Source organism: Pseudomonas sp. SA233, assembly GCF_054792385.1.
On sequence record NZ_CP096449.1, the window covers coordinates 4,434,610 to 4,457,500 of the forward strand.

A 22,891-nucleotide genomic window follows, 5' to 3' on the forward strand; every position below is an offset into this window, starting at 1 on the left:
GATATAGGGTTTCGTGCAAAATCACACACAAAAGTCAACCCGCAAAATCAGGCGATTTTTCGGGTGAACTTCAAGTGATTCCAGCAGCCAAACCGCTCCTGCGGAGGGCGACCGAGGCAAGCCCCTCCGGGGCCTTGTTCGGGTATGGGTGTTGCAGGCCAGGCCTGACATCCATCAGCAACAGTTTTTGGGCCCGGCCCAGAACCTTTGACTTCGGCCAGGGAGCGGCGAGCCATTGCCCCTTATTCCTGAGTCTGTCCCGAAGTTGGTACGCCCGCGCGGGCGGATGCGCATGCATTGCCCATCCCCGCCAGGCCATCGAGCAAGTGGACGGAACGGTGGGCGCCCAAAAGGCGCCTGAACAATATAGAAACTGTGGAGACACCCACCCATGCAAACCGACACAACTCGCGAGAACCCGCAGGCCAAGGTGCCGCAGGCCGCCGATTCCAACCAGGATCTGGCCGCCACCGCTCCCGGCCAACTGCGCGTGATCAAGCGTAACGGCACTGTCGTCCCCTACACCGACGACAAGATCACCGTGGCCATCACCAAGGCGTTCCTCGCAGTTGAAGGCGGCACCGCCGCCGCTTCGTCGCGCATCCACGACACCGTCGCGCGCCTGACCGAGCAGGTCACCGCCACGTTCAAGCGTCGCATGCCATCGGGTGGCACCATCCACATCGAAGAAATCCAGGACCAGGTCGAACTGGCCCTGATGCGCGCCGGCGAGCAGAAGGTCGCCCGTGACTACGTGATCTACCGTGAGCAGCGCGCCAAGGAGCGTGCCACCCGCGTCAACACCGAGTCCGTGGTCGAGCCGCACCCGAGCATTCGCATCACCCTGGCCGACGGCAGCCTGGCGCCGCTCGACATGGCCCGCCTGAACACCATCATCAGCGAAGCCTGCGAAGGCCTGGCCGAAGTCGATGGCGACCTGATCCAGCGCGATACCCTGAAGAACCTGTACGACGGCGTGGCCATCAAGGACGTCAACACTGCCCTGGTGATGACCGCCCGTACCCTGGTGGAGCGCGAGCCGAACTACTCGTTCGTGACCGCCCGCCTGCTGATGGACACCCTGCGTGCCGAAGGCCTGGGCTTCCTGAACGTGGCCGAGAGCGCCACCCACCACGAAATGGCCGACCTGTACGCCAAGGCCCTGCCGGCCTATGTCGAGAAAGGCGTCGAGTTCGAGCTGCTGGACCCGGCCCTGAAAGGCTACGACCTGGAGCGCCTGGGCAAGGCCATCGACCACGAGCGTGACCAGCAATTCACCTACCTGGGCCTGCAGACTCTGTACGACCGCTACTTCATCCACAAGGATGGCGTGCGCTTCGAGCTGCCACAGGTGTTCTTCATGCGTGTGGCCATGGGCCTGGCGCTGGAAGAGAAAGACAAAGAAGCCCGTGCCATCGAGTTCTACAACCTGTTGTCGTCCTTCGACTACATGGCCTCGACCCCGACCCTGTTCAACGCCGGCACCCTGCGCCCGCAGCTGTCCAGCTGCTACCTGACCACCGTGCCGGACGACCTGTCGGGCATCTACCACGCGATCCACGACAACGCCATGCTGTCGAAATTCGCCGGTGGCCTGGGCAACGACTGGACCCCTGTGCGTGCACTGGGCTCCTACATCAAGGGCACCAACGGCAAATCCCAGGGCGTGGTTCCGTTCCTGAAAGTGGTCAACGACACCGCCGTTGCCGTCAACCAGGGTGGCAAGCGCAAGGGCGCCGTGTGTGCCTACCTGGAAACCTGGCACCTGGACATCGAAGAATTCATCGAGCTGCGCAAGAACACCGGTGATGACCGTCGTCGTACCCACGACATGAACACCGCCAACTGGATCCCTGACCTGTTCATGAAGCGTGTCTTCGATGACGGCAAGTGGACCCTGTTCTCGCCTTCGGAAGTACCAGACCTGCACGACCTGACCGGCAAGGCCTTCGAAGAGCGCTACGAGTACTACGAAGCCCTGACCGAGTACAACAAGATCAAGGTGTTCAAGACCATCCAGGCCAAAGACCTGTGGCGCAAGATGCTGTCGATGCTGTTCGAGACCGGCCACCCGTGGCTGACCTTCAAGGACCCGTGCAACCTGCGTTCGCCGCAGCAGCACGTGGGCGTGGTCCACAGCTCGAACCTGTGCACCGAGATCACCCTGAACACCAACAAGGACGAGATCGCGGTCTGCAACCTGGGCTCGATCAACCTGCCGAACCACATCGTCGACGGCAAGCTGGATACCGCCAAGCTGCAACGCACCGTGAACACCGCCGTGCGCATGCTCGACAACGTGATCGACATCAACTACTACTCGGTGCCGCAAGCGCGTAACTCGAACTTCAAGCACCGCCCGGTCGGCCTGGGCATCATGGGCTTCCAGGATGCGCTGTACCTGCAGCACATTCCGTACGGCTCCGATGCTGCCGTCGAGTTCGCCGACAAGTCGATGGAAGCGGTCAGCTTCTACGCCATCCAGGCGTCCTGCGACCTGGCCGACGAGCGCGGTGCGTACGAGACCTTCCAGGGTTCGCTGTGGTCCAAGGGCATCCTGCCGCTGGATTCGCAACAGATCCTGATCGAGGCCCGTGGCGCCAAGTACATCGACGTCAACCTGGAAGAGTCTCTGGACTGGGCCCCGGTGCGCGAGCGCGTCAAAAAAGGTATTCGTAACTCGAACATCATGGCCATCGCGCCGACCGCGACCATCGCCAACATCACCGGCGTGTCGCAGTCCATCGAGCCGACCTACCAGAACCTGTACGTGAAATCGAACCTGTCGGGCGAGTTCACCGTGATCAACCCGTACCTGGTCCGCGACCTGAAGGCCCGTGGCCTGTGGGACTCGGTGATGATCAACGACCTGAAGTACTACGACGGTTCGGTGCAGCAGATCGAGCGTATCCCGCAAGAGCTGAAGGACCTGTACGCCACCGCGTTCGAAGTCGAGACCAAGTGGATCGTCGATGCCGCCTCGCGTCGCCAGAAGTGGATCGACCAGGCCCAGTCGCTGAACCTGTACATCGCCGGCGCCTCGGGCAAGAAGCTGGACGTGACCTACCGCATGGCCTGGTACCGTGGTCTGAAAACCACCTACTACCTCCGTGCACTGGCCGCGACCAGCACCGAGAAGTCGACCATCAACACCGGCAAGCTCAACGCCGTTTCCAGCGGTGGCGACAGCGCCCCGGTCCAGGCAGCCGGCCCTGCGCCAGTGCCGAAGGCCTGCGCGATCGACGAGCCTGACTGCGAAGCCTGCCAGTAAGGCCAGGCCGAGGCTTCCTGCGGGAAGCCTCAACGCGTTTTCCGCACCACTGCGGACCCTGTGGGAGCGGGTTCACCCGCGATGAGGCCGGCTCTCCCGCCGCCTCTCCACAGCCAGACACAACAAGCCGTGGCTACAAAGCCGCGGCCAGCCCTTTTCGGGCACCTCAGATTTGCGTGCACCGCACCGCAACCAAGATCCACCGGCCATACTTGATAGATGGCCCTCAAGCAGGAGAATCTCACCATGCTGAGTTGGGACGAATTCGATAAAGAAGACGGCGAAGTAGCCGCCAAAGGCAACACCCCTGCGCAGGCCGCTGCCGCCGCCACCCTCGACAAGCTCGACAGCGCCGGTGGTGCCGCCGCCCTGGAAGCCCGCGCCGCCACCGCCGACGACTCCGACGCTGTCAAGCGCGCCAAGGCTGCCCTGAACGACCTCGACATCGCCGAAGGCCTGGCCGAGCTGGAAGGCTCCGGCGCCCGCGTGCGTGTTGACGAAAAGCGCATGATCAACTGCCGCGCCGACCTCAACCAGCTGGTACCGTTCAAGTACGACTGGGCCTGGCAGAAGTACCTGGACGGCTGCGCCAACCACTGGATGCCGCAAGAGGTCAACATGACCGCCGACATCGCCCTGTGGAAGAGCATGGACGGCCTGACCGAAGACGAGCGTCGCATCGTCATGCGCAACCTTGGCTTCTTCTCCACTGCCGACTCGCTGGTAGCCAACAACCTGGCCCTGGCCGTGTATCGCCTGATCACCAACCCGGAGTGCCGCCAGTACATCCTGCGCCAGGCCTTCGAAGAGGCGATCCACACCCACGCCTACCAGTACTGCATCGAGTCGCTGGGCATGGATGAAGGCGAGATCTTCAACATGTACCACGAGATCCCGTCGGTAGCGAAGAAAGCCGCCTGGGGCCTGAAGTACACCCGCGCCATCTCCGATCCGGAATTCAACACCGGCACCGTCGAAACCGACAAAGAGCTGCTGCGCAACCTGATCGCCTACTACTGCGTGCTGGAAGGCATCTTCTTCTACTGCGGCTTCACCCAGATCCTGTCCATGGGCCGCCGCAACAAGATGACCGGCGTGGCCGAGCAGTTCCAGTACATCCTGCGTGACGAGTCGATGCACCTGAACTTCGGTATCGACGTGATCAACCAGATCAAGATCGAGAACCCGCACCTGTGGGACGCGGCGATGAAGGAAGAAGCGACCCAGATGATCCTGCAAGGGACCCAGCTGGAGATCGAATACGCCCGTGACACCATGCCACGCGGCGTGCTGGGCATGAACGCAGCGATGATGGAAGACTACCTCAAGTTCATCGCCAACCGTCGCCTGACCCAGATTGGTCTGAAGGAAGAGTACCCAGGGACTACCAACCCATTCCCGTGGATGAGCGAGATCATGGACTTGAAGAAAGAGAAGAACTTCTTCGAGACCCGCGTGATCGAGTATCAAACTGGTGGGGCGTTGAGCTGGGATTGATAATCCGAGCGAAGCATAGAGAAGGCTGCCGATTGGCAGCCTTTTTTATTGGCAGGAAAAAAGCCGAAGAGGAAGCTTCCTACAAGGTTCTCATTGTGACTTTTGTATCGTCGCGATAACGTCTGTCGGCGCTTAAGAACGCTCACGCAGCGGTATTCCGTTCCCGTTAGCAGCGGCTCTCCAAATCAGGATGGCCAAGATGAACAGTTTCAATACACCTACCCTATTCACCCGCCGCAACCGCCCCCTCCACACCCTCTGGCTCGAATCCCAAGCCTGGTTCTGCGCACACGAACTTGGCCGGCTGAGTGGTCACTTCTATGACGAACACTGCATGCGCAAGCTCGACCCGGATCAGTACCGCTCCGTGCAGTTGCTGCGCTATGGCAAGTACCAGGAAACCACGATGGTCAGCGAATCCGGGGCCTATACCTTGTTGGCGCATCACCATGTACCGGAGAACCGGCATTTGCGCTGGTGGCTGACGCATGAGGTGGTGGCGGTGCTGCGTGATCGGCAGGCGGACGGCGTGGAGGATGTCCCGCGACTGGGGCAGATGTGCTGGCCTGGGGGGCGGAGCGCGACGTTGTTGTATTGGCAGAGTGAGCCTTGGGTGAGGATGCGGGATATGCCGGTGGTGCTGGCTGGGGAAGTGCAACAGCTGCCGCCGGTAGAGAAGCCGAAGTTGAGTTGGCGGGAGTGTGCGCAGCGGGCGTTGCGGTTGCATGGGGTTTAAGCGGCAGGTTTGCCGGGGCGGGCCTCTTCGCGGGTGAACCCGCTCCCACAGGTACGGCGCTGGCTTCGGGATCACGCTGTACCTGTGGGAGCGGCTTTAGCCGCGAACACCGGCGCAGCCGGTGCCATCCACCGAGGCGCCTGCTTCGCGGGCTTGCCCGCTCCCACAGGTACTACGTTGGCTTCGGGTTCACGCTGTACCTGTGGGAGCGGCCGTGGCCGCGAACACCGGCGCAGCCGGTGCCATCCACTGCGTCGCCTGCTTCGCGGGCTTGCCCGCTCCCATAGGTACTGCGCTGGCTTAGGGTTCACGCTGTACCTGTGGGAGCGGCCGTGGCCGCGAACACCGGCGCAGCCGGTGCCATACACCGCGCGGCGCACATTCATACAGAAGCCTCGCTACACCAGCAAAAATGTTACTTGGCAGCTTTCGCCGCCTGCCGGTTGGCCCTGCGAATGTCCCGGTAGCCGACCAGGCGCACGCGCATTTCCCGGTAGCGCTGGGTATTGATGACCAGCAAGGCCAGCAGCCCGAACAGCAAAACCGAGACGTAGCCGCCCATGTGCGGCCGGTAAGCGTAGCTCGGTAGCGCGGCCAACACGGCCAGCCCGTTCAGGCCGACCAGCCCGCGCACGCCCCATGCATAGCCCCGCACCATGGCGATATGCGAAGCGGCGCTCAGCGCCCCTGCCAGCGCCAGTGCCAGCACCGACAGCGACCGGTCCGGGCTGCGCAGCCAGGTGGAGAACACCAGTGAAACACTGCCGCCAATGGCGAAGCAGGACAGCAGGAACTCGGCGATGAAAACGCCGAAATAGCGGGAAAGAAATCTTTGCAGTTCCTGACGCTTTTGAAACTTCGATCCATTCATATGAGTGAGCACTGTCGTCCTTGAAAACCGTAGAGCGCGGCTAGCTTACCTTGACAATTGCGAATGAATAAACCATAAAACCCGACTTCGAAGTGCCTGCCAGCGCGATATCACTTTGGCACTTTATGTAAGTTTCGCACCTGTGCATATTAACAACTCCGCACAGGCACACGCCCTCCCCAGGGCCGATAGGAGATCGAATTCTGGTGAATGAATCGCCGTTGCTTTCAGCGCTGTTCCCGCAGGCCGGTTCTGGGGAACTGAAATGAAGCGTGTGTCCAAAGCCCTGCCGACGCTGCTGGCTGCAATCGCCCTGAATGCATGCGCGCAGGCGCCCGCCCCGTCATCGAATGCGGGGCCTGAAGTTATCCTTGCCGGGCACAAGCTTGCACTTGTGAACCACGAAGGTCGTTGCGCACTGCGCAGCTCCGATGCATCACTGCTAGAGTTGGACATGCCCTGGCCCTGCCAATTCAGCCCGGATAGGGATGGAGGCAAGCCTCGCGTGGAACAGTTCAATGGTGTGCAGATCATCATTGTCAGCCATGTGCAGCCAGCCCCGTCGCTGCCCGGAGGTTGCGATAGCCAGTACCAGGCTGTTCGCCAGGTGGGCAACCGCCTCGAGCCTTCCATCCTGGCACGTGGCGCCAGTTGCTCAAGCGGCCCTGTGGACCAGAAAAACTTCGTAGGGCTGTTCGGGTGGTAACCGAAATCGCTGACTAGCCGTCGCTACGCCAGGTCGTCCGCAAGCGCAAAGGGTGTTACCAGCCATGAAGAAAATCCTCTTGTCCCAACAAGATCGCGGCTTCGGCCAGATCGGTGGCGCGGCTTTGCTCAAGGACCTCTCCTTGTGGCCGAGAAACCCTGAAACCGGCATGTTGCTGACGCCCATCCTGACCCTGAGCGAGCACTTCCAACCGGCCATGTTCGTCCCACCAGGCATGGCCATCACGGTTTTCCTCGCCGTCGAGCAACATCAGGATGGCAGTTTCAGCCGCCCTCTCCAACGTCGCTATACGGTCAATCAACAAATCGAACTGCTGAACGTCCTCAGTAGCGAATTTACCCGGGTCATCCTGCACGAACTCGCCAGCCAGCCGCTGGAACCCGCCAATCCCCCCTTGCTGCTGGAGCGAGCGTTCATCGATTTCGAAGAAATGACTGACGAAGAGCATGACGAGGAACATCAGGATGAGGACAGCGGGATCGGCCTGAGCAAACCCAGCGGTAGGCCCTGCTGGATGCAGGACACGATCTACGAACCAATGCGCTACATGTTCATGATGCAACTGATAGATGCTGACGTGGCCGAAGCCAGCCCTCAGCATGCGGGGCTGTTCGGCGAAGGTATCGGCTATCTGTTCGTGGACATGCAGGCACGCCGTGGCAAGCAAGGCGACGACGCCGGTTTCTTCTTCATTCAGTTCGCCTGAATGACCAGCCAGGATCAAGGCCCACCCATGAACATAGCTACGGCACGAATGGCAAGATATCGGGGGCCTGGTATGAATATCTACCATTTAGACAACGCGCCAGCGCCCTGGGGAGACTGGGGCGCGGCACTGGTCCAGGGCATGATCGCCTGGGACGAAGATACCGATGTAGACAGCATCAAGCGGGCCGGCCCGTATACCCCGGCCGCCTACATACGTTCGGGTTCTCTGGTGCTCACCCAGCCGGTCAAGGAAGCCCTGGAAAAAAGCGGGCTGAAGGGGGTCGGGCGTTACGAGCACCTGGAGAAGACCCATATCGTGCACATCGACTGGCTGCACTGGGATACCAGCAAACCCATTACCGAATACCTCGATCTGGAAGGCGAGCCGACCTGGATCATCGATTCCCTGCCCCATGACCCTGAGCTTGCCGCACGTATGCCGGAGTACTGGCAGGCATTCGTGGTGGGCAAGCTCAACCTGCTCAAGGACCCGCAGCATGACCCTGCCGACCTCGGCCAGTATCTCAAGGTGCTCAAGGCCGACGAGCAAGCCGATTTATTCAAAGGGGATGTCTATCGTGGGTATTTCCTGAGCGAACGCGCCAAGGAGTGGCTGGAACAGCAGTGCCCAGGTTGCTTTACATTCACCCTGCTCGGTTGAATCAGTCCAGCTGCCGAGCCCTCAGCGCCTGCGCCAGCATGTCAATGAAGGCGCGGACCTTGGCCGAACCGTACTTGCTCTCCCGGTGTAGTATATGGATAGGCCACGGCGCCTCTTCGTATTCGGCAAGGATCACCTGCAACTGCCCACTGGCCACCTCATCCGCGACCTGATACGACAGCAGGCGGGCAATGCCCAACCCGCCGCTGGCGGCAGCGATTGCCCCGTCATTGCTGGTCACCATCAAGCGAGGCTTCATGCGCACCAGAGTCGGCTCATCGGTCACCCCGAAACGCCAGCCGGCTCGCGGCGACAGGTTGGTGGTACCGATCACCGCATGCTCCGCCAGGTCGGACGGGTGCTTCGGCACGCCGTGGCGCGCCAGGTACTCGGGAGAGGCGCACAGCATGCGCCGGACCCTGCCCACCCGCAGTGCTTTGAGCCCGGAGTCGGGCAAGGGGCCGATACGAACGGCCACATCCATGCCCTCTTCGACCATGTTGACGATGCGGTCGAGGAAGTAGGCGGAAACGTCAACCTCGGGGTACTGCTGCAGGTAGTGGACGATGCACGGCATGACGAACTTCTTGCCGAACAGGATGGGCGCGGTGACGGCCAGGTCGCCCTTGGGCGTGGCGTTGATGCCGGCGGCGGCTTCGTTGGCCTCGTTGATGCTGGCGAGGATATGCCGGGTGTCTTCCAGGTAGCGGCCACCGGCTTCGGTCAGGCGTACGCTGCGGGTGGTGCGCAGCAGCAGTTTGACCCCCAGCTGATCCTCCAGGGCGCTGACGGCACGGGTGACCGCAGCTGGGGAGATGTCCAGGCGGCGGGCAGCGGCGGCGAAGCTTTCCAGCTCGCCTACGGCGACGAACACCTTCATCAGGTGGATCTGGTCCATGCGGGTTCCTGAGCTCTATGAGGTGCCGGGATTATCTTTCATCTGAGCGTTTTGTGTTGCCTGTGCCGGCCTTTTCGCGGGCTTGCCCGCTCCCACAGGTTATTCACCATCTCTGAGGGCAGTGAAGTACTTGTGGGAGCGGGCGAGCCCGCGAAAGGGCCGGGACAAGCTACCTTACAGATCCAGCACCAACGCCTGCGCCCCCTCCTCCGACCGGGCCGGCACGGCACAGCAGATCAACACCGACCCCGCCTCCGGCAGCTCGGCCGGCGGATTCGGGTAATGCACCTGGCCACTGACCAACCGGGTCTTGCAGGTACCACACGACCCACCTCGGCAACTGAACTCCGGCGACAATCCGCGAGCCTCGGCCAGCTCCAGCAGCGTCCCGCTACCGGGCGCCCAGCGCGCCTCTGTCGCCGAAGCCGCAAAGTACACCGGCACCGGCTCACTGGCCGCGGGCGGCTGTTGCAGGGTGGGCTGGTCATCGTCGGTGTGCCGCCGGAGCGTCGACGGGCCAAAGGCTTCGGCATGAATCCGCGCATCCGGCACATGCAGCCCGCGCAGCCCTTCATACAGGTCCTGGGTAAAACTGCCTGGGCCGCACAGGTAGAAATCGTAGTCGTCCAGCGCCAGCATCGCCTTGACCTGCTCGATACCCAGCCGACCGGCAAACTCGTAATCACGCCCCGCCAGCGCATGCTCTTCCGGCTGGCTCAGGGCGCGGTACACGTGCAGCAGGCCGCCGGCCTGTTGCCGCAAACTTGCCAGCTCCTCACGGAACGGCAGGTCGGCCAGGCTGCGCGCACCATGGAACAGATGAATGCGCCGTGCCTGCCCCTTGCTCAACTGCTCGCGCAGCATGGCCAGTAACGGCGTGATACCCACACCCGCGCCGATCAGCACCAGCGGCCGCGTACTCTGCTGGTCCAGCGTGAAGCTGCCCATCGGCGAGCGCACGTTCAGCACATCGCCTGCCACGACGTGCTCATGCAGGTGCCGCGAGGCCCGACCCTGGGCTTTGACGCTGATGCGCAGGTAACCGTCGGAAGGCGCGCTGGACAGGCTGTAGGTGCGGATCAGCGCCGCCTCACCGTCGAGCTGGACTTGCACCGGAACATGCTGCCCGGGCGCAAAGGCCATCGCACTGCCAGCAGGAGGCTCAAGGTAGAACGAGCGGATATCACGGCTTTCCTGCTCCACCCGCAGCACACGCCAGGCCTGCCATTGGCGCTGCCGCTGGCGTTGCTGCAGGCGTATGTCGGCCTCGGCCCAGGTGCCGGTCATCAGGCTGGTCGGGGCGTACTCCTTGAAGGCCCAACGCAGGGAAACGGCAGCCGGGCGCCGCACCACCTGCACGACCTCCAGCGTCCACAAGCGCTCGGCGCCTTCGAACGCCTGGATGGCGGGGCTGTCCAGCAGCAACTCGGCATGCCCGTATAGCTGCAACACGTTGCCGTTGCTGAAATCGATGAATAGCAACCCTGCTTGCGGGTTCACCAGCAGGTTGCCCAAGGTGTTGAAGTGCAGGTTGCCAGCATAGTCGGGGATGGTCAGGCGGTTGCCTTCGACCTTGATGAACCCGGGCCGCCCGCCACGGTGGGAGACATCCACCGAACGCTGGCCGTCGACATGCTCGACATAGCTGGCGACAAAGAAGGTGTCGGCTGCCTGGATCATGCTGACAGCCGAGGCATCGAGTGTCGTCGCATCGACACGCCCCTGGGCGGGTTCCGCGACACGGGTGTAGTCACGCAGCTGGATATACTGCGGGCAGTTGCCGAACGACTGCTCCACAGTCACCTGCAGTTGCCCGTCGCCGGCCTGGTGGATCTGGCCGTTGATGCGGTTGCGCCGGCGGGTGTGCAATTCGATCCCCAGCAGGCCGACCGCCTGCCCGGCAGCAAGCCCCGGGGTGGCGGGATCGTCTGCTGGCAGTTGAGTGTCGATCGTCAGCTGGCGCGGGTCCGGCGAGCTGACGAAACCTTCCGGCCCTTCCAGCAGCGTTGCCCAGGGCCGCCCCAGTGTGTCCACGCTGGCGGCGACCATGAACGGCAACTGGTGATAGAAAATACGATGCTGGTCGGGCATGTAGTCACGAATGACCTTCTGCCCGAACGCCTCCATGCGCTCCGCGACACCGGCTTTTTCCTGCAGGGTCTTCTCCCCCGCATGCCAGGGCGAGGAGTGGTGGTCCGGGTTCTGTTGCATGGCGGCGTTCCTCGCAGTGGCGGGATATCAGGCGCTGGTCTGCAGGCCGATCACGGTGCGTGGCATGGGCACGAAGCGCGGCAGCGCCTCGATCCGCGCCAGCCAGCTGCGTACGTTGGCATAGGGCTCCAGCGACACATTGCCCTCCGGTGCGTGGGCGATGTAGGAGTAGTTGGCGATATCGGCGATGGTGGGTGTGCTACCGGCCAGGAAGGGCGTTTTGGCCAGCTCGGCGTCGATCACCTTCAGCAGGGTATGGGCGCGGGTAATCACTTCGTCGGTGTTGAACGAGGCTCCGAACACCGTGACCAGACGCGCGGCAGCAGGGCCGAAGGCCAACGGACCGGCAGCGACCGACAGCCAGCGCTGGACGCGGGCGGCGGCAGCGGGTTCCTCAGGGAGCCAGGTGCCGTTGTCGTACTTCTTGGCCAGGTACACCAGGATGGCATTGGAGTCAGCGATCACCGTGCCGTTGTCGTCGATGACCGGGACCTGGCCGAACGGGTTGAGGGCCAGGAAGTCCGGCTGCTTGTGCGCGCCTTTGGCCAGGTCGACGAACACCAGCTCGGTGGGCAGGTTCAGCAGCGAAAGCATCAGCTCGATGCGATGGGCGTGGCCGGACTTGGGGAAGTTGTATAGCTTGATCGGGTTCGACATGGGCTTGGCTCCTGATCAGCACCGGGGTGGGCTGGTGGAGCACATGCTGCACCGGTTCGGCTGGCAGCAGAATCCGTGTGGCGGGGAAACCATAATTTCGCGGAGCGGAATAATGGAAGTATCCAGATCCGCGTATGCCCTGTGTAGGAGCGGTCCTATCGCGACACAAGGCCGCTCCTACAAACCGATATTGGCCGGTATTATCAAGGCAGGTGCAAGATCAGTGCAGCTTGTTGAAATACCGGAACAACCCACGCGCAGCCTCGATCACCTGCGGCACACAGGCCTGGATGTCCTCTTCGCTCATCTGGTCCAGCAGCTCGAAGTTGTCCTCCAGCCCATGCAGCGAAATGGCCTTGAGCAGTTGGTCCTGCTCCGGCGGCAGCTCGGCCCAGCCAGCGACCTGGGTGCCGCGCATATAGCCGAAGCACCATTCCTCCATCACGACCACCGTGCCTGCCTCGCCTTCACTTTCCTCGAACAGCGGCTCGAAGTGATCGACGTCGTCCCCCAACTCCTCCGCCACCTGGCTGGCATAGCGCAGCATCAATGCCGTATACGCCTCTTCATGCGCCGGCTTCTTGAATTTCGGCACCTTGCCGCCAGCCACCGCGGGCAGCCACTGTTCCGGGGTGACAGTGGTCGGTGAGCTGGCCAGTGCAGTGAAAAAGCCATTGAGCTCGGCCAGGTTGAGTACCGAGTAGTCATTGCCGTAGGTGATCAACAGGTCTTCGAGGCGGTCGAGTTCTTTTTCGCTGAGTGCGGGGAGCATGGGTGAACATCCTGGGAAGCAAAAGTGTGTGCACCCTAGCACAGCAACGCCAGAAGGGCTGCCCGCGCTTACAGCTTTGCGGGCAGATTGCTTAACGTGGCAACCAGCCATGCAGCAGCTGCTGCCTGCCAGTTCCGATCAACAGCCATAGCAGAATGCGACACTTGCGCGGACACAACTGCCCCGCCATATGTACCCCCTTGCTCTGCAGATCGATCTCGGCACCGGCAAAACCGTAAGAGGCCGTGGCTGTTGGGCCACTGCCTGTGCGGGTAGCAACAATCACTGGCAAGGTCGGCGCGAGATGGCCAAGCACTTCGGACCAGCTACCGGAAACGTGGCCGGCACCAAAACCGGCGATGACCAGCCCCTCGTAGCCCAGTGCCGCTGTAGCCTTCAACAACGCCGTATCTGCGTCCAGGCACGCTTCCAGCATTGCAACCCGGTGCCCGGTGCGATGCGGTAACGGCAGCACCTCTCGCGGGCCAGATGGCTGACGATATACCACAGCACCTTCCACAACATCGCCCAGCGCTCCGCACCCAGGCGATTCGAATGCAGCCATCGCGAGGCTTGCCGTCTTGCGAACCCTTGCAGCACAGTGGACCTGATCATTCATCAGTACCAGAACGCCGCGCCCACGGCTGCCCGGCGCCAGTGCAACCTGCGCCGCAGCCAGCAGGTTGGCCGGGCCGTCGTTGCCCGGCTGGCTGGCCGCGCGCATGGCACCGGTCATTACCAATGGCGCATCGAACGGCCAGAGCAGATCGAGGAAATACGCCGTTTCCTCGAGGCTGTCGGTACCTTGGGTCAGTATCACCGCCTGTGCTCCGCGAGCCACCTCGCCCCGGGCCCAGGCCAGCACCTCGAGCATCGCCGCAAAGCCCAGCGAGGCACTGGGGAGCAGACCCAAAGTGGCAGCTTCAAGCTGGGCCATCTCACGCAGTTGCGGCAACTCGGCCAGTTGTTCATCGCAGTCAAGCTTGGGCATCACCCCGCATTCGCTCGCACTTGCCCGCATGCTCACCGTCCCTCCAAGGCTGGCAATCGACAACTTGGGCAGGTTTGCATGCGCTTTCATACGCCACCTCCAGCAAGCAGCCCGACCAGCGGAACGATCGCCAGTGTGCTGATGGCCATCGACACTACATTGCCGATGTAACCATGCATGTAGGCCGGCAAGCGCTGACTGATGGCCACTGCCAACGGTGGCGCTACCAGCGCGCCCAGCACTGCACTGGCTACGACCACTTGCCAGTCTCCACCGTGGGTGAGCACAGCGGCAGGTACGATAGAGACGATGGGAATGTAAGTGGGGTACCAGCCTCGGGCCTGCCATTGGCGACGCCAGAACACGACTCCCACCAGTGATGCCAGCGCCTGCCCGGCAACCAGCGGTATCAGCAGCAGCGAACCGTAGACTGGCGCAGCGGGGGCCAGCATGTATGCCAGGAACACCCCCAACAGCAGCCCGAGGCTGGCCAGTTCATTACCAAAGAATGGCGCTTCGCTGAAATCGGCCAGTACACGCCGCAAGGTCCAGGCCACACCGTAGTCGGGCTGGGCCGCATCGGATTCAGGTGCGGCGGTCGGGTGGCTGGGCCGTACCCATGATGGAAAGCGCCAGCACAGCATGAACGCAATCACGCTTGCCAGCGCCATGCCACCTACGTTACCGACTACCACCGGCAACTGCAGGGGATAGCACAGGTAGTTGACCATCAACAGGCTGGCTGGTGTTACCAACAGCGCTCCCAGCAGTGCGCCGGTGATGGTCACCTGCCAACCCGCACCAAACAACAGCACCATGGCTGCTGGCAAGGATACGAAAGCAACGAAGGTTGGTTGCCAGGTGCCACTGGCCAAGGTCCATCCCCACAACGCGTGACTGAGCAACAAGCCCAGCAGCGAACTGGTGAACACCCACGGCCATAGTCCGCTGCCGTAGCAGATGGCAAAGCCGTGCCAGCGATACCCATGCACATGGGCCCAATGCGCCAGGCAAGCTCCCAGTAGCAAGCCCAGGGCGGGCAACTCGTGCTTATAGAAGGCCACTTCGCTGATATCACCAACTATCCAGCGCAGGCGGCTTAGCGGCTGATCGAGCGTCGCGGCCAGTTGCATGTAGTCCGGCCATTGGCCCTGTACAAGGCTGGCTGCCAGCAGCACCAGCAGGCAGGCAAGGATCAACACCGACGAACGCTGCCGGTTGGGGAAGAGTAGCGTTTTCATGTGCAACTCCTCAGCGGGGCATAGGTGCATGAAGGCGATAGCCAAGCGTCGCATCGTAAAGATCGGTGCGCCTGTCCCGCGGCAAGTCGTTGAGGCTGTTCCAGATCGGCGCCGAGCGGGCGCTGCTGAGGTCGACATCGGCGTAGAGAATGCCCTCCTCCTCTGCACTGGCCACCTCGCCGATGGGCCAGCCATTGGTACCGGCAATCAGTGAACAGCCCAGGAAGCGACCGCCCCGCTCGCTACCTATGCGATTGGCGGCAGCGATGTAAACGTTGTTGGCGTGTGCCGCCGTCATGGTCAGGTAGGACGCCATGCAGCGCCCTGATTCATCGAACAGCGGTGGCGGCGTCCATACCCAGTTGTTCAGGCTGCAGATGATGTCGGCGCCTTGCGCAGCCATCAGCCGCGGCACTTCCGGGAACCAGATATCCCAGCAGATCAGCAGGCCGATACGGCCGATCGGTGTCTCGAACACTGGGAAGCCCAGGTCGCCAGGGGTGAACCAGAGCTTTTCCTGGTTCCACAGATGGGCCTTGCGGTAATGCCCGAGCAAGCCTTGCGGACCGAACAGAACGGCACTGTCGAAAAGTTTCAGTCCCTCGCGTTCGGCAAAACCCGCAGCCAGATATACCTGGTACTCCTTGGCGAAATCCGCCCAGGCTTTCAGGCTGCGCCCCTCCTCCAGCGTTTCGGCGTGGGCATAGGCCTCTGCACGCGTGTGGAAGGTGTAGCCGGTGTTGGCCAGCTCGGGTAGCACGATCAGGTTGGCGCCTTCACGCGCCGCGCACCGGGCCAATGCCAGGCCCTTGCTCAGGTTGCCATCACAATGCTCCAGCCCGACCTGAGGGTCGTACTGGATGACAGCGATACGTACGGGGCTGACGGGCGTGCAGTGTTCAGACATGGCGGCTTCCTTTTATGGTTGTTTTGGAAGGGCGCCAGTAAAGCGGGGTTGGGCGGGGGAGTGACAGTCGGGGAGTTCCTATGGGATCGAAGGACAAGAGAGGTGTTCCAGTAGGAAACTCCCTACAAAAACGCCCGGATGCAGCTATTTCCCAACTTGATAATGTGGGTAGTGGTTCAGGGTAAAGCCACCATTGAACGATGCCGATGTTCTGTTGCACAGGTTGATGACCACATCAAGCGCCGTGCGTAAACACGGCTCGGTCCAGCCGGCGTCAACAGAGAAGGACTCTCCAGCCAGATACAACCCTGAACTGGCACTCAGATCACGGTTGTACTTCATCAGGCTCACTGCATCGTAATAGGTCCCAGCCCGATACAACTTTGCGCAGCCAAGCGCGTTTCGATCGGTCATCCAACGCTGTATGCGAATGTTTCGGGTATCGATATAAGGCGATATGGGTTCAGCCACGTTGCTGCAGCTAAGGAGGATCCGATCGAGTTCCTTCACGCACTTGTCGCCCAGTTCTTCATCTGAGAACGCGGCCAGTTTCGTTGCATCGTCTTCCCAGGTGTAACTGAGCAGGATGCAGTCATCAGCGTAATGGTCGTTGTAGCGGTAGGCATAGACATCGTGAACGAAACTGTCAGTGACCAGGATTTGCGGAAAAGCTGGGTTGCGATCCAGGAAGCTCTTATTCAGCGGGGCATAGACCTTGCAACTCGTCTCCCAATGAGCATGCTTCCAGGCATCCATGATCGTCTGCGGCAATATCTGACGGCTGAAACCGTCGAGGCGGATGTTGGTTTCGATCAGCCAGGAAGGAATGGTCAAGATCACGCTGTCGAAGTCTTCGTATTGGACGTTCCCCTGCACCGGATCACTGCAATGCCAACGGTATCCGACCCGTACGCGACCATCCTCCAGCTTTTTCAGGGAACAGACCGAAGTGTCAGTCAGTAACCCATCATCTCGTTGCAGCAGGTGGTCATACAGCGAGGAACCGCCCATCCCGACGTCCAGAAACATGAGGCTTTCGTCCATCGCCGCAAGCCCGATATAGGCTGGCCCCTGAAACATCAATCCTTTACTGTCAGGGACGCTGCTGGCTTCAAGATGGGGCGCAGCGTAAGGCACACCGTCCTGGTCAACACGCCCATGCACCAACTGCAAGTGACTGCTGAAGCCAAATATTGCTGTACGCAGCGGGTAAAGGCAGCAGACGTCATAAAACGCTCCCCAGCTACCATCTCCAATACCGATTGCATAGAAGATGGCCGACTCGTCGCCACTCATGCCTAGCCCGCCAAAATCACCAGGGGTTGCGGGGTCCCAAGCAGTAAGAGCGGGTAAACGCACCAGATCTCTAAACGATATTCGATGATAGCGCTTGACGATCGCCGACCACATCGACTCCCAACCATAAGTGCCATAAACCGCAGCAATACGCTCGGCGAACTGCTCCGCAAAATGGCGCCATTTATCGTAGACCTGCTGAAGCATTGCAGAAGGGGGTGGTGTCGTTCCTTCGGGATTGCGCCAGACCAACAGCTCAGGGTCTCTCTCACCCTCTAATTGCCCGTCACGAAGATATATTCCAGTGGCATTCACCCAAGGTGTCCCTGGATTTGGAAAATTGGAAATTCGTAGCTCGAACAGCTTGGCGTAATAAGCCATAAGCGAACGCCCATCTTTTGGGGGCTCACCAGTCCTGTTGAAGAACGGCATGCGCATGGCCCCCATTTCAAAAGGGGTTACAGGCTGTTTGTGATTTCCTGCGTTATTCACCAGCGTGAGGTGACGCCCACCCACACGTCGGGACTGCTCGATCAAGGTGATACGGGTATAGCCGCAACGAAGCAATTCCCGGGCTGCAGTCAGCCCGGTAACACCAGCACCGACAATACAGATCCGGTGATCCGGCTGAGTGGCGTATGCAACTCCGCCCTCTTGTTCGAGTAGACGGCGATAATCAAAGCAAAGATCAGGAGGGTTAGGGTAACGCGCAGCCCATGGCATTACGGACAGGGATGGCTCGATAGCCAGATCAGCAGGGTGGTTGTGTGTTGAGCCGATGGTCATGGTCTCGTGTTCTCAATGAGTTGGGAACATGAGAATGATCAATCAAGAGATGCGTGAGGAGGTTGTTAATTATCACCAACTGGCCACCACAGGATCGGGAGATATCTGTGGTGGCCGGGTTGATGTCAATAAAGCCGTTACACCTTACACCGCCAGCGCGCGCTCACGCAGCTCGCTATTGAGGATGCGGTCGTTCTCGCTGTAATCGACCGGGCAGTCGATCACGTGCACGCCCGGGGTCTTGATGCAGTGCTCCAGCAGCGGCAGCAGGCCTTCGGCGCTTTCCACGCGGTGGCCGTTGGCACCGTAGGCTTCGGCGTACTTGACGAAGTCCGGGTTGCCGTAGTCCAGGCCGAAATCGGTGAAGCCCATGTTCGCCTGCTTCCAGCGGATCATGCCGTAGCCGTCGTCACGCAGGATCACCACGGTGATGTGCATGCCCAGGCGTACCGCAGTCTCCAGCTCCTGGCTGTTCATCATGAAGCCGCCGTCGCCGCAAACCGAGATCACCGGGCGGTCCGGGTGCACCAGGTGCGCGGCCATGGCCGATGGCAGGCCGGCACCCATGGTCGCCAGGGCGTTGTCCAGCAGCACGGTGTTCGGCTTGTGCGCCTTGTAGTTGCGGGCGAACCAGATCTTGTAGATGCCGTTGTCCAGGGCAACGATGCCTTCGGACGGCAGCACGCGACGGATGTCGGCGACCATGCGCTGCGGGTAGACCGGGAAGCGGTTGTCGTCGGCACCTTCGGCGATCTGCGCTTCGTTGGCTTCACGGATCGCCATCAGGCGGGTGAAGTCCCAATGTGTGGTGTCGGTCAGCGCTTCGCTGATCTGCCATACGGCATTGGCGATATCGCCGATCACTTCAACCTGCGGGAAGTACACGGCATCGACTTCGGCGGAGCGGAAGTTGATGTGAATGACTTCGGTGCCGCCACGAACCATGAAGAACGGTGGCTTCTCGATCACGTCGTGGCCGATGTTGACGATCAGGTCGGCGGCTTCGACGGCGCGGTGCACGAAGTCACCCGACGACAGTGCGGCGTTGCCCAGGAAGCGCGGGTGACGCTCGTCGACCACACCTTTGCCCATCTGGGTGGTGATGAACGGGATACCGGTCTTGTCGATCAGTTGCTTGAGGACCTTGGCGGTCATCTTGCGGTTGGCGCCGGCGCCGATCACCAGGATCGGGTTGCGGGCTTTCTGCAGTTTTTCCACGGCGGCTTCGATGGCCTTGTGCTCGGCCAGCGGGCGGCGGCTCAGGCTAGGCGGAATCGGCAGGCTTTCGGTCTGCTCGGCGGCGATGTCTTCCGGAAGCTCCAGGTGCACGGCACCCGGCTTCTCTTCTTCGGCCAGGCGGAAGGCTTCGCGCATACGGGCCGGGATGTTGTCGGCGGAGGCGAACTGGTGGGTGTACTTGGTGATGGGGTCCATCATGCCGCACACGTCGATGATCTGGAAGCGGCCCTGCTTGGACTTCTTGATCGGCTTCTGGCCGGTGATCATCATCATCGGCATGCCGCCCAGGTAGGCGTAGGCACTGGCGGTTACCAGGTTGGTAGCGCCAGGGCCGAGGGTCGACAGGCTGACGCCGGTCTTGCCGGTCAGGCGACCATAGGTGGCAGCCATGAAGCCTGCGGACTGCTCGTGGCGAGTCAGTACCAGCTTGATCTTCGACTTGCGCAGGGATTCCAGCAGATCGAGGTTTTCTTCACCGGGAATACCGAATACATACTCGACACCTTCGTTTTCCAGGCATTGCACAACGACATCGGCGGCCTTGGCCATCTTGCTTGCTACCTCAAGTGATGGGACGGTGGAAGTCCGGAAATGCGCAGCACGGTACGCTGGCATCGCTCAGCCCGGGGCCAGGAGTGCCCCGAACCAAAGTCTTGACGTAGGGTGGACGCGGGAAAGTCACGTGAATGTGACGGGAATATTTTCGCAGCCTGGGTATTTTGCGGTCGGGGTGGGAGCAGGCGTGTCGAGGCGTCGAACCGCTGCGAAGCGGGCGACGTGGTGGATGGCACCGGCTATGCCGGTGTTCGCGGGTGAACCCGCTCCCACAGGGACTGCGTATGCCCGGGAATTTTTGCGCCACAAAGACAAAACCCCTACCTGCATGTGCAGATAGGGGTTTTGCGAAATGAATCTTGACGATGACCTACTCTCACATGGGGAAACCCCACACTACCATCGGCGATGCATCGTTTCACTGCTGAGTTCGGGATGGGATCAGGTGGTTCCAATGCTCTATGGTCGTCAAGAAATTCTGTTGCCAGAATGTCCAGATGGACAGCCCAGCGAATTCGGATATGCGATATTTGTGATGTTGCGAACTTTCGGTTGTTTCGTCTTCACCACCGCAATCTGCGCTAGCAAATTGCTTGGGTGTTATATGGTCAAGCCTCACGGGCAATTAGTATTGGTTAGCTCAACGCCTCACAGCGCTTACACACCCAACCTATCAACGTCGTAGTCTTCGACGGCCCTTCAGGGGATTCAAGATCCCAGTGAGATCTCATCTTGAGGCAAGTTTCCCGCTTAGATGCTTTCAGCGGTTATCTCTTCCGAACATAGCTACCCGGCAATGCCACTGGCGTGACAACCGGAACACCAGAGGTTCGTCCACTCCGGTCCTCTCGTACTAGGAGCAGCCCCTCTCAAATCTCAAACGTCCACGGCAGATAGGGACCGAACTGTCTCACGACGTTCTAAACCCAGCTCGCGTACCACTTTAAATGGCGAACAGCCATACCCTTGGGACCGGCTTCAGCCCCAGGATGTGATGAGCCGACATCGAGGTGCCAAACACCGCCGTCGATATGAACTCTTGGGCGGTATCAGCCTGTTATCCCCGGAGTACCTTTTATCCGTTGAGCGATGGCCCTTCCATACAGAACCACCGGATCACTAAGACCTACTTTCGTACCTGCTCGACGTGTTTGTCTCGCAGTCAAGCGCGCTTTTGCCTTTATACTCTACGACCGATTTCCGACCGGTCTGAGCGCACCTTCGTACTCCTCCGTTACTCTTTGGGAGGAGACCGCCCCAGTCAAACTACCCACCATACACTGTCCTCGATCCGGATAACGGACCTGAGTTAGAACCTCAAAGTTGCCAGGGTGGTATTTCAAGGATGGCTCCATGAGAACTGGCGTCCCCACTTCAAAGCCTCCCACCTATCCTACACAAGCAAATTCAAAGTCCAGTGCAAAGCTATAGTAAAGGTTCACGGGGTCTTTCCGTCTAGCCGCGGATACACTGCATCTTCACAGCGATTTCAATTTCACTGAGTCTCGGGTGGAGACAGCGCCGCCATCGTTACGCCATTCGTGCAGGTCGGAACTTACCCGACAAGGAATTTCGCTACCTTAGGACCGTTATAGTTACGGCCGCCGTTTACCGGGGCTTCGATCAAGAGCTTCGCTTGCGCTAACCCCATCAATTAACCTTCCGGCACCGGGCAGGCGTCACACCCTATACGTCCACTTTCGTGTTTGCAGAGTGCTGTGTTTTTAATAAACAGTCGCAGCGGCCTGGTATCTTCGACCGGCATGGGCTTACGGAGCAAGTCCTTCACCCTCGCCGGCGCACCTTCTCCCGAAGTTACGGTGCCATTTTGCCTAGTTCCTTCACCCGAGTTCTCTCAAGCGCCTTGGTATTCTCTACCTAACCACCTGTGTCGGTTTGGGGTACGGTTCCCAGTTATCTGAAGCTTAGGAGCTTTTCTTGGAAGCATGGTATCAACCACTTCGTCGCCTAGAGGCAACTCGTCATCAGCTCTCGGCCTTGAAATCCCGGATTTGCCTAAGATTTCAGCCTACCACCTTAAACCTGGACAACCAACGCCAGGCTGGCCTAACCTTCTCCGTCCCTCCATCGCAATAACTGGAAGTACAGGAATATTAACCTGTTTTCCATCGACTACGCTTTTCAGCCTCGCCTTAGGGACCGACTAACCCTGCGTCGATTAACGTTGCGCAGGAAACCTTGGTCTTTCGGCGTGCGAGTTTTTCACTCGCATTGTCGTTACTCATGTCAGCATTCGCACTTCTGATACCTCCAGCAAGCTTCTCAACTCACCTTCACAGGCTTACAGAACGCTCCTCTACCGCGTCATCAAAGATGACACCCGTAGCTTCGGTGCATGGTTTGAGCCCCGTTACATCTTCCGCGCAGGCCGACTCGACTAGTGAGCTATTACGCTTTCTTTAAAGGGTGGCTGCTTCTAAGCCAACCTCCTAGCTGTCTAAGCCTTCCCACATCGTTTCCCACTTAACCATGACTTTGGGACCTTAGCTGACGGTCTGGGTTGTTTCCCTTTTCACGACGGACGTTAGCACCCGCCGTGTGTCTCCCATGCTCGGCACTTCCAGGTATTCGGAGTTTGCATCGGTTTGGTAAGTCGGGATGACCCCCTAGCCGAAACAGTGCTCTACCCCCTGGAGTGATACATGAGGCGCTACCTAAATAGCTTTCGAGGAGAACCAGCTATCTCCGAGCTTGATTAGCCTTTCACTCCGATCCACAGGTCATCCGCTAACTTTTCAACGGTAGTCGGTTCGGTCCTCCAGTCAGTGTTACCTAACCTTCAACCTGCCCATGGATAGATCGCCCGGTTTCGGGTCTATACCCAGCGACTAAACGCCCTATTAAGA

The 22,891-nt window shown here is 60.4% G+C and carries 16 protein-coding genes and 2 rRNA genes (1 of these 18 cut by a window edge); 6 read left to right on the plus strand and 12 right to left on the minus strand.

Annotated features, from left to right (window positions below):
* The first annotated feature begins 391 nt into the window (after positions 1-391).
* The 3 genes from M1D87_RS20385 to M1D87_RS20395 all read left to right on the plus strand — a co-directional run bounded on the left by M1D87_RS20385 (position 392) and on the right by M1D87_RS20395 (position 5,504).
* On the plus strand, positions 392-3,271 hold the full coding sequence (locus M1D87_RS20385; RefSeq protein WP_013973842.1) for a ribonucleoside-diphosphate reductase subunit alpha: 2,880 nt from the start codon (positions 392-394) through the stop codon (positions 3,269-3,271).
* A 246-nt stretch (positions 3,272-3,517) separates the two neighbouring features.
* Positions 3,518-4,768 (plus strand): ribonucleotide-diphosphate reductase subunit beta, encoded by a 1,251-nt coding sequence (locus M1D87_RS20390; protein WP_024087598.1) that lies wholly within the window; start codon positions 3,518-3,520, stop codon positions 4,766-4,768.
* A gap of 199 nt (positions 4,769-4,967) precedes the next feature.
* Positions 4,968-5,504, plus strand: a complete 537-nt coding sequence (locus tag M1D87_RS20395) for a BRO-N domain-containing protein (RefSeq protein WP_123084641.1) — start codon at positions 4,968-4,970, stop codon at positions 5,502-5,504.
* 415 nt (positions 5,505-5,919) lie between these two features.
* Here M1D87_RS20395 and M1D87_RS20400 read toward each other — a convergent pair whose 3' ends face one another.
* On the minus strand, positions 5,920-6,375 hold the full coding sequence (locus M1D87_RS20400) for a hypothetical protein (RefSeq protein ID WP_123084639.1): 456 nt from the start codon (positions 6,373-6,375) through the stop codon (positions 5,920-5,922).
* A gap of 505 nt (positions 6,376-6,880) precedes the next feature.
* Here M1D87_RS20400 and M1D87_RS20405 point away from each other — a divergent pair.
* From M1D87_RS20405 to M1D87_RS20415, 3 genes are all read left to right on the plus strand, one after another.
* Entirely contained in the window at positions 6,881-7,081 is a 201-nt protein-coding gene (locus M1D87_RS20405; protein WP_061551561.1) for a hypothetical protein, read from the plus strand.
* Between the two features lie 64 nt (positions 7,082-7,145).
* Complete coding sequence (locus M1D87_RS20410; RefSeq protein ID WP_003259729.1) at positions 7,146-7,808, plus strand: hypothetical protein; 663 nt, start codon at positions 7,146-7,148, stop codon at positions 7,806-7,808.
* Between the two features lie 72 nt (positions 7,809-7,880).
* Positions 7,881-8,471 (plus strand): hypothetical protein, encoded by a 591-nt coding sequence (locus M1D87_RS20415; RefSeq protein WP_177342390.1) that lies wholly within the window; start codon positions 7,881-7,883, stop codon positions 8,469-8,471.
* A 1-nt stretch (position 8,472) separates the two neighbouring features.
* On the opposite strand, the gene M1D87_RS20420 is transcribed toward M1D87_RS20415, so the two are convergent.
* The 11 genes from M1D87_RS20420 to M1D87_RS20470 form a co-directional block, all read right to left on the minus strand.
* Complete coding sequence (locus M1D87_RS20420) at positions 8,473-9,369, minus strand: LysR family transcriptional regulator (RefSeq protein ID WP_013973893.1); 897 nt, start codon at positions 9,367-9,369, stop codon at positions 8,473-8,475.
* A gap of 174 nt (positions 9,370-9,543) precedes the next feature.
* Positions 9,544-11,580, minus strand: a complete 2,037-nt coding sequence (locus M1D87_RS20425) for a pyridoxamine 5'-phosphate oxidase family protein (RefSeq protein ID WP_123084638.1) — start codon at positions 11,578-11,580, stop codon at positions 9,544-9,546.
* A gap of 27 nt (positions 11,581-11,607) precedes the next feature.
* Entirely contained in the window at positions 11,608-12,237 is a 630-nt protein-coding gene (locus M1D87_RS20430; protein WP_015271508.1) for a glutathione S-transferase family protein, read from the minus strand.
* Positions 12,238-12,457: 220 nt separating this feature from the next.
* Positions 12,458-13,009, minus strand: a complete 552-nt coding sequence (locus M1D87_RS20435) for a UPF0149 family protein (RefSeq protein WP_039613944.1) — start codon at positions 13,007-13,009, stop codon at positions 12,458-12,460.
* Positions 13,010-13,100: 91 nt separating this feature from the next.
* The gene (locus M1D87_RS20440) at positions 13,101-14,090 is read right to left on the minus strand and encodes an asparaginase (RefSeq protein ID WP_123084637.1); all 990 of its coding nucleotides are present in this window, start codon (positions 14,088-14,090) and stop codon (positions 13,101-13,103) included.
* Complete coding sequence (locus M1D87_RS20445; RefSeq protein WP_061551535.1) at positions 14,087-15,241, minus strand: hypothetical protein; 1,155 nt, start codon at positions 15,239-15,241, stop codon at positions 14,087-14,089. Before M1D87_RS20445 ends, M1D87_RS20440 begins: the two co-directional genes overlap by 4 nt.
* 10 nt (positions 15,242-15,251) lie before the next feature.
* Positions 15,252-16,148: a nitrilase family protein gene (locus M1D87_RS20450; protein ID WP_024087631.1), complete on the minus strand. Its 897-nt coding sequence runs from the start codon at positions 16,146-16,148 to the stop codon at positions 15,252-15,254.
* 144 nt (positions 16,149-16,292) lie between these two features.
* Complete coding sequence (locus M1D87_RS20455; protein WP_123084636.1) at positions 16,293-18,230, minus strand: flavin monoamine oxidase family protein; 1,938 nt, start codon at positions 18,228-18,230, stop codon at positions 16,293-16,295.
* Positions 18,231-18,374: 144 nt separating this feature from the next.
* Entirely contained in the window at positions 18,375-20,018 is a 1,644-nt protein-coding gene (locus tag M1D87_RS20460) for an acetolactate synthase large subunit (RefSeq protein WP_039613940.1), read from the minus strand.
* Positions 20,019-20,381: 363 nt separating this feature from the next.
* A 5S ribosomal RNA gene (rrf, locus tag M1D87_RS20465) occupies positions 20,382-20,497 on the minus strand.
* 131 nt (positions 20,498-20,628) lie between these two features.
* Positions 20,629-22,891: ribosomal RNA gene (locus tag M1D87_RS20470) — 23S ribosomal RNA — on the minus strand (it continues 629 nt past the right edge of the window).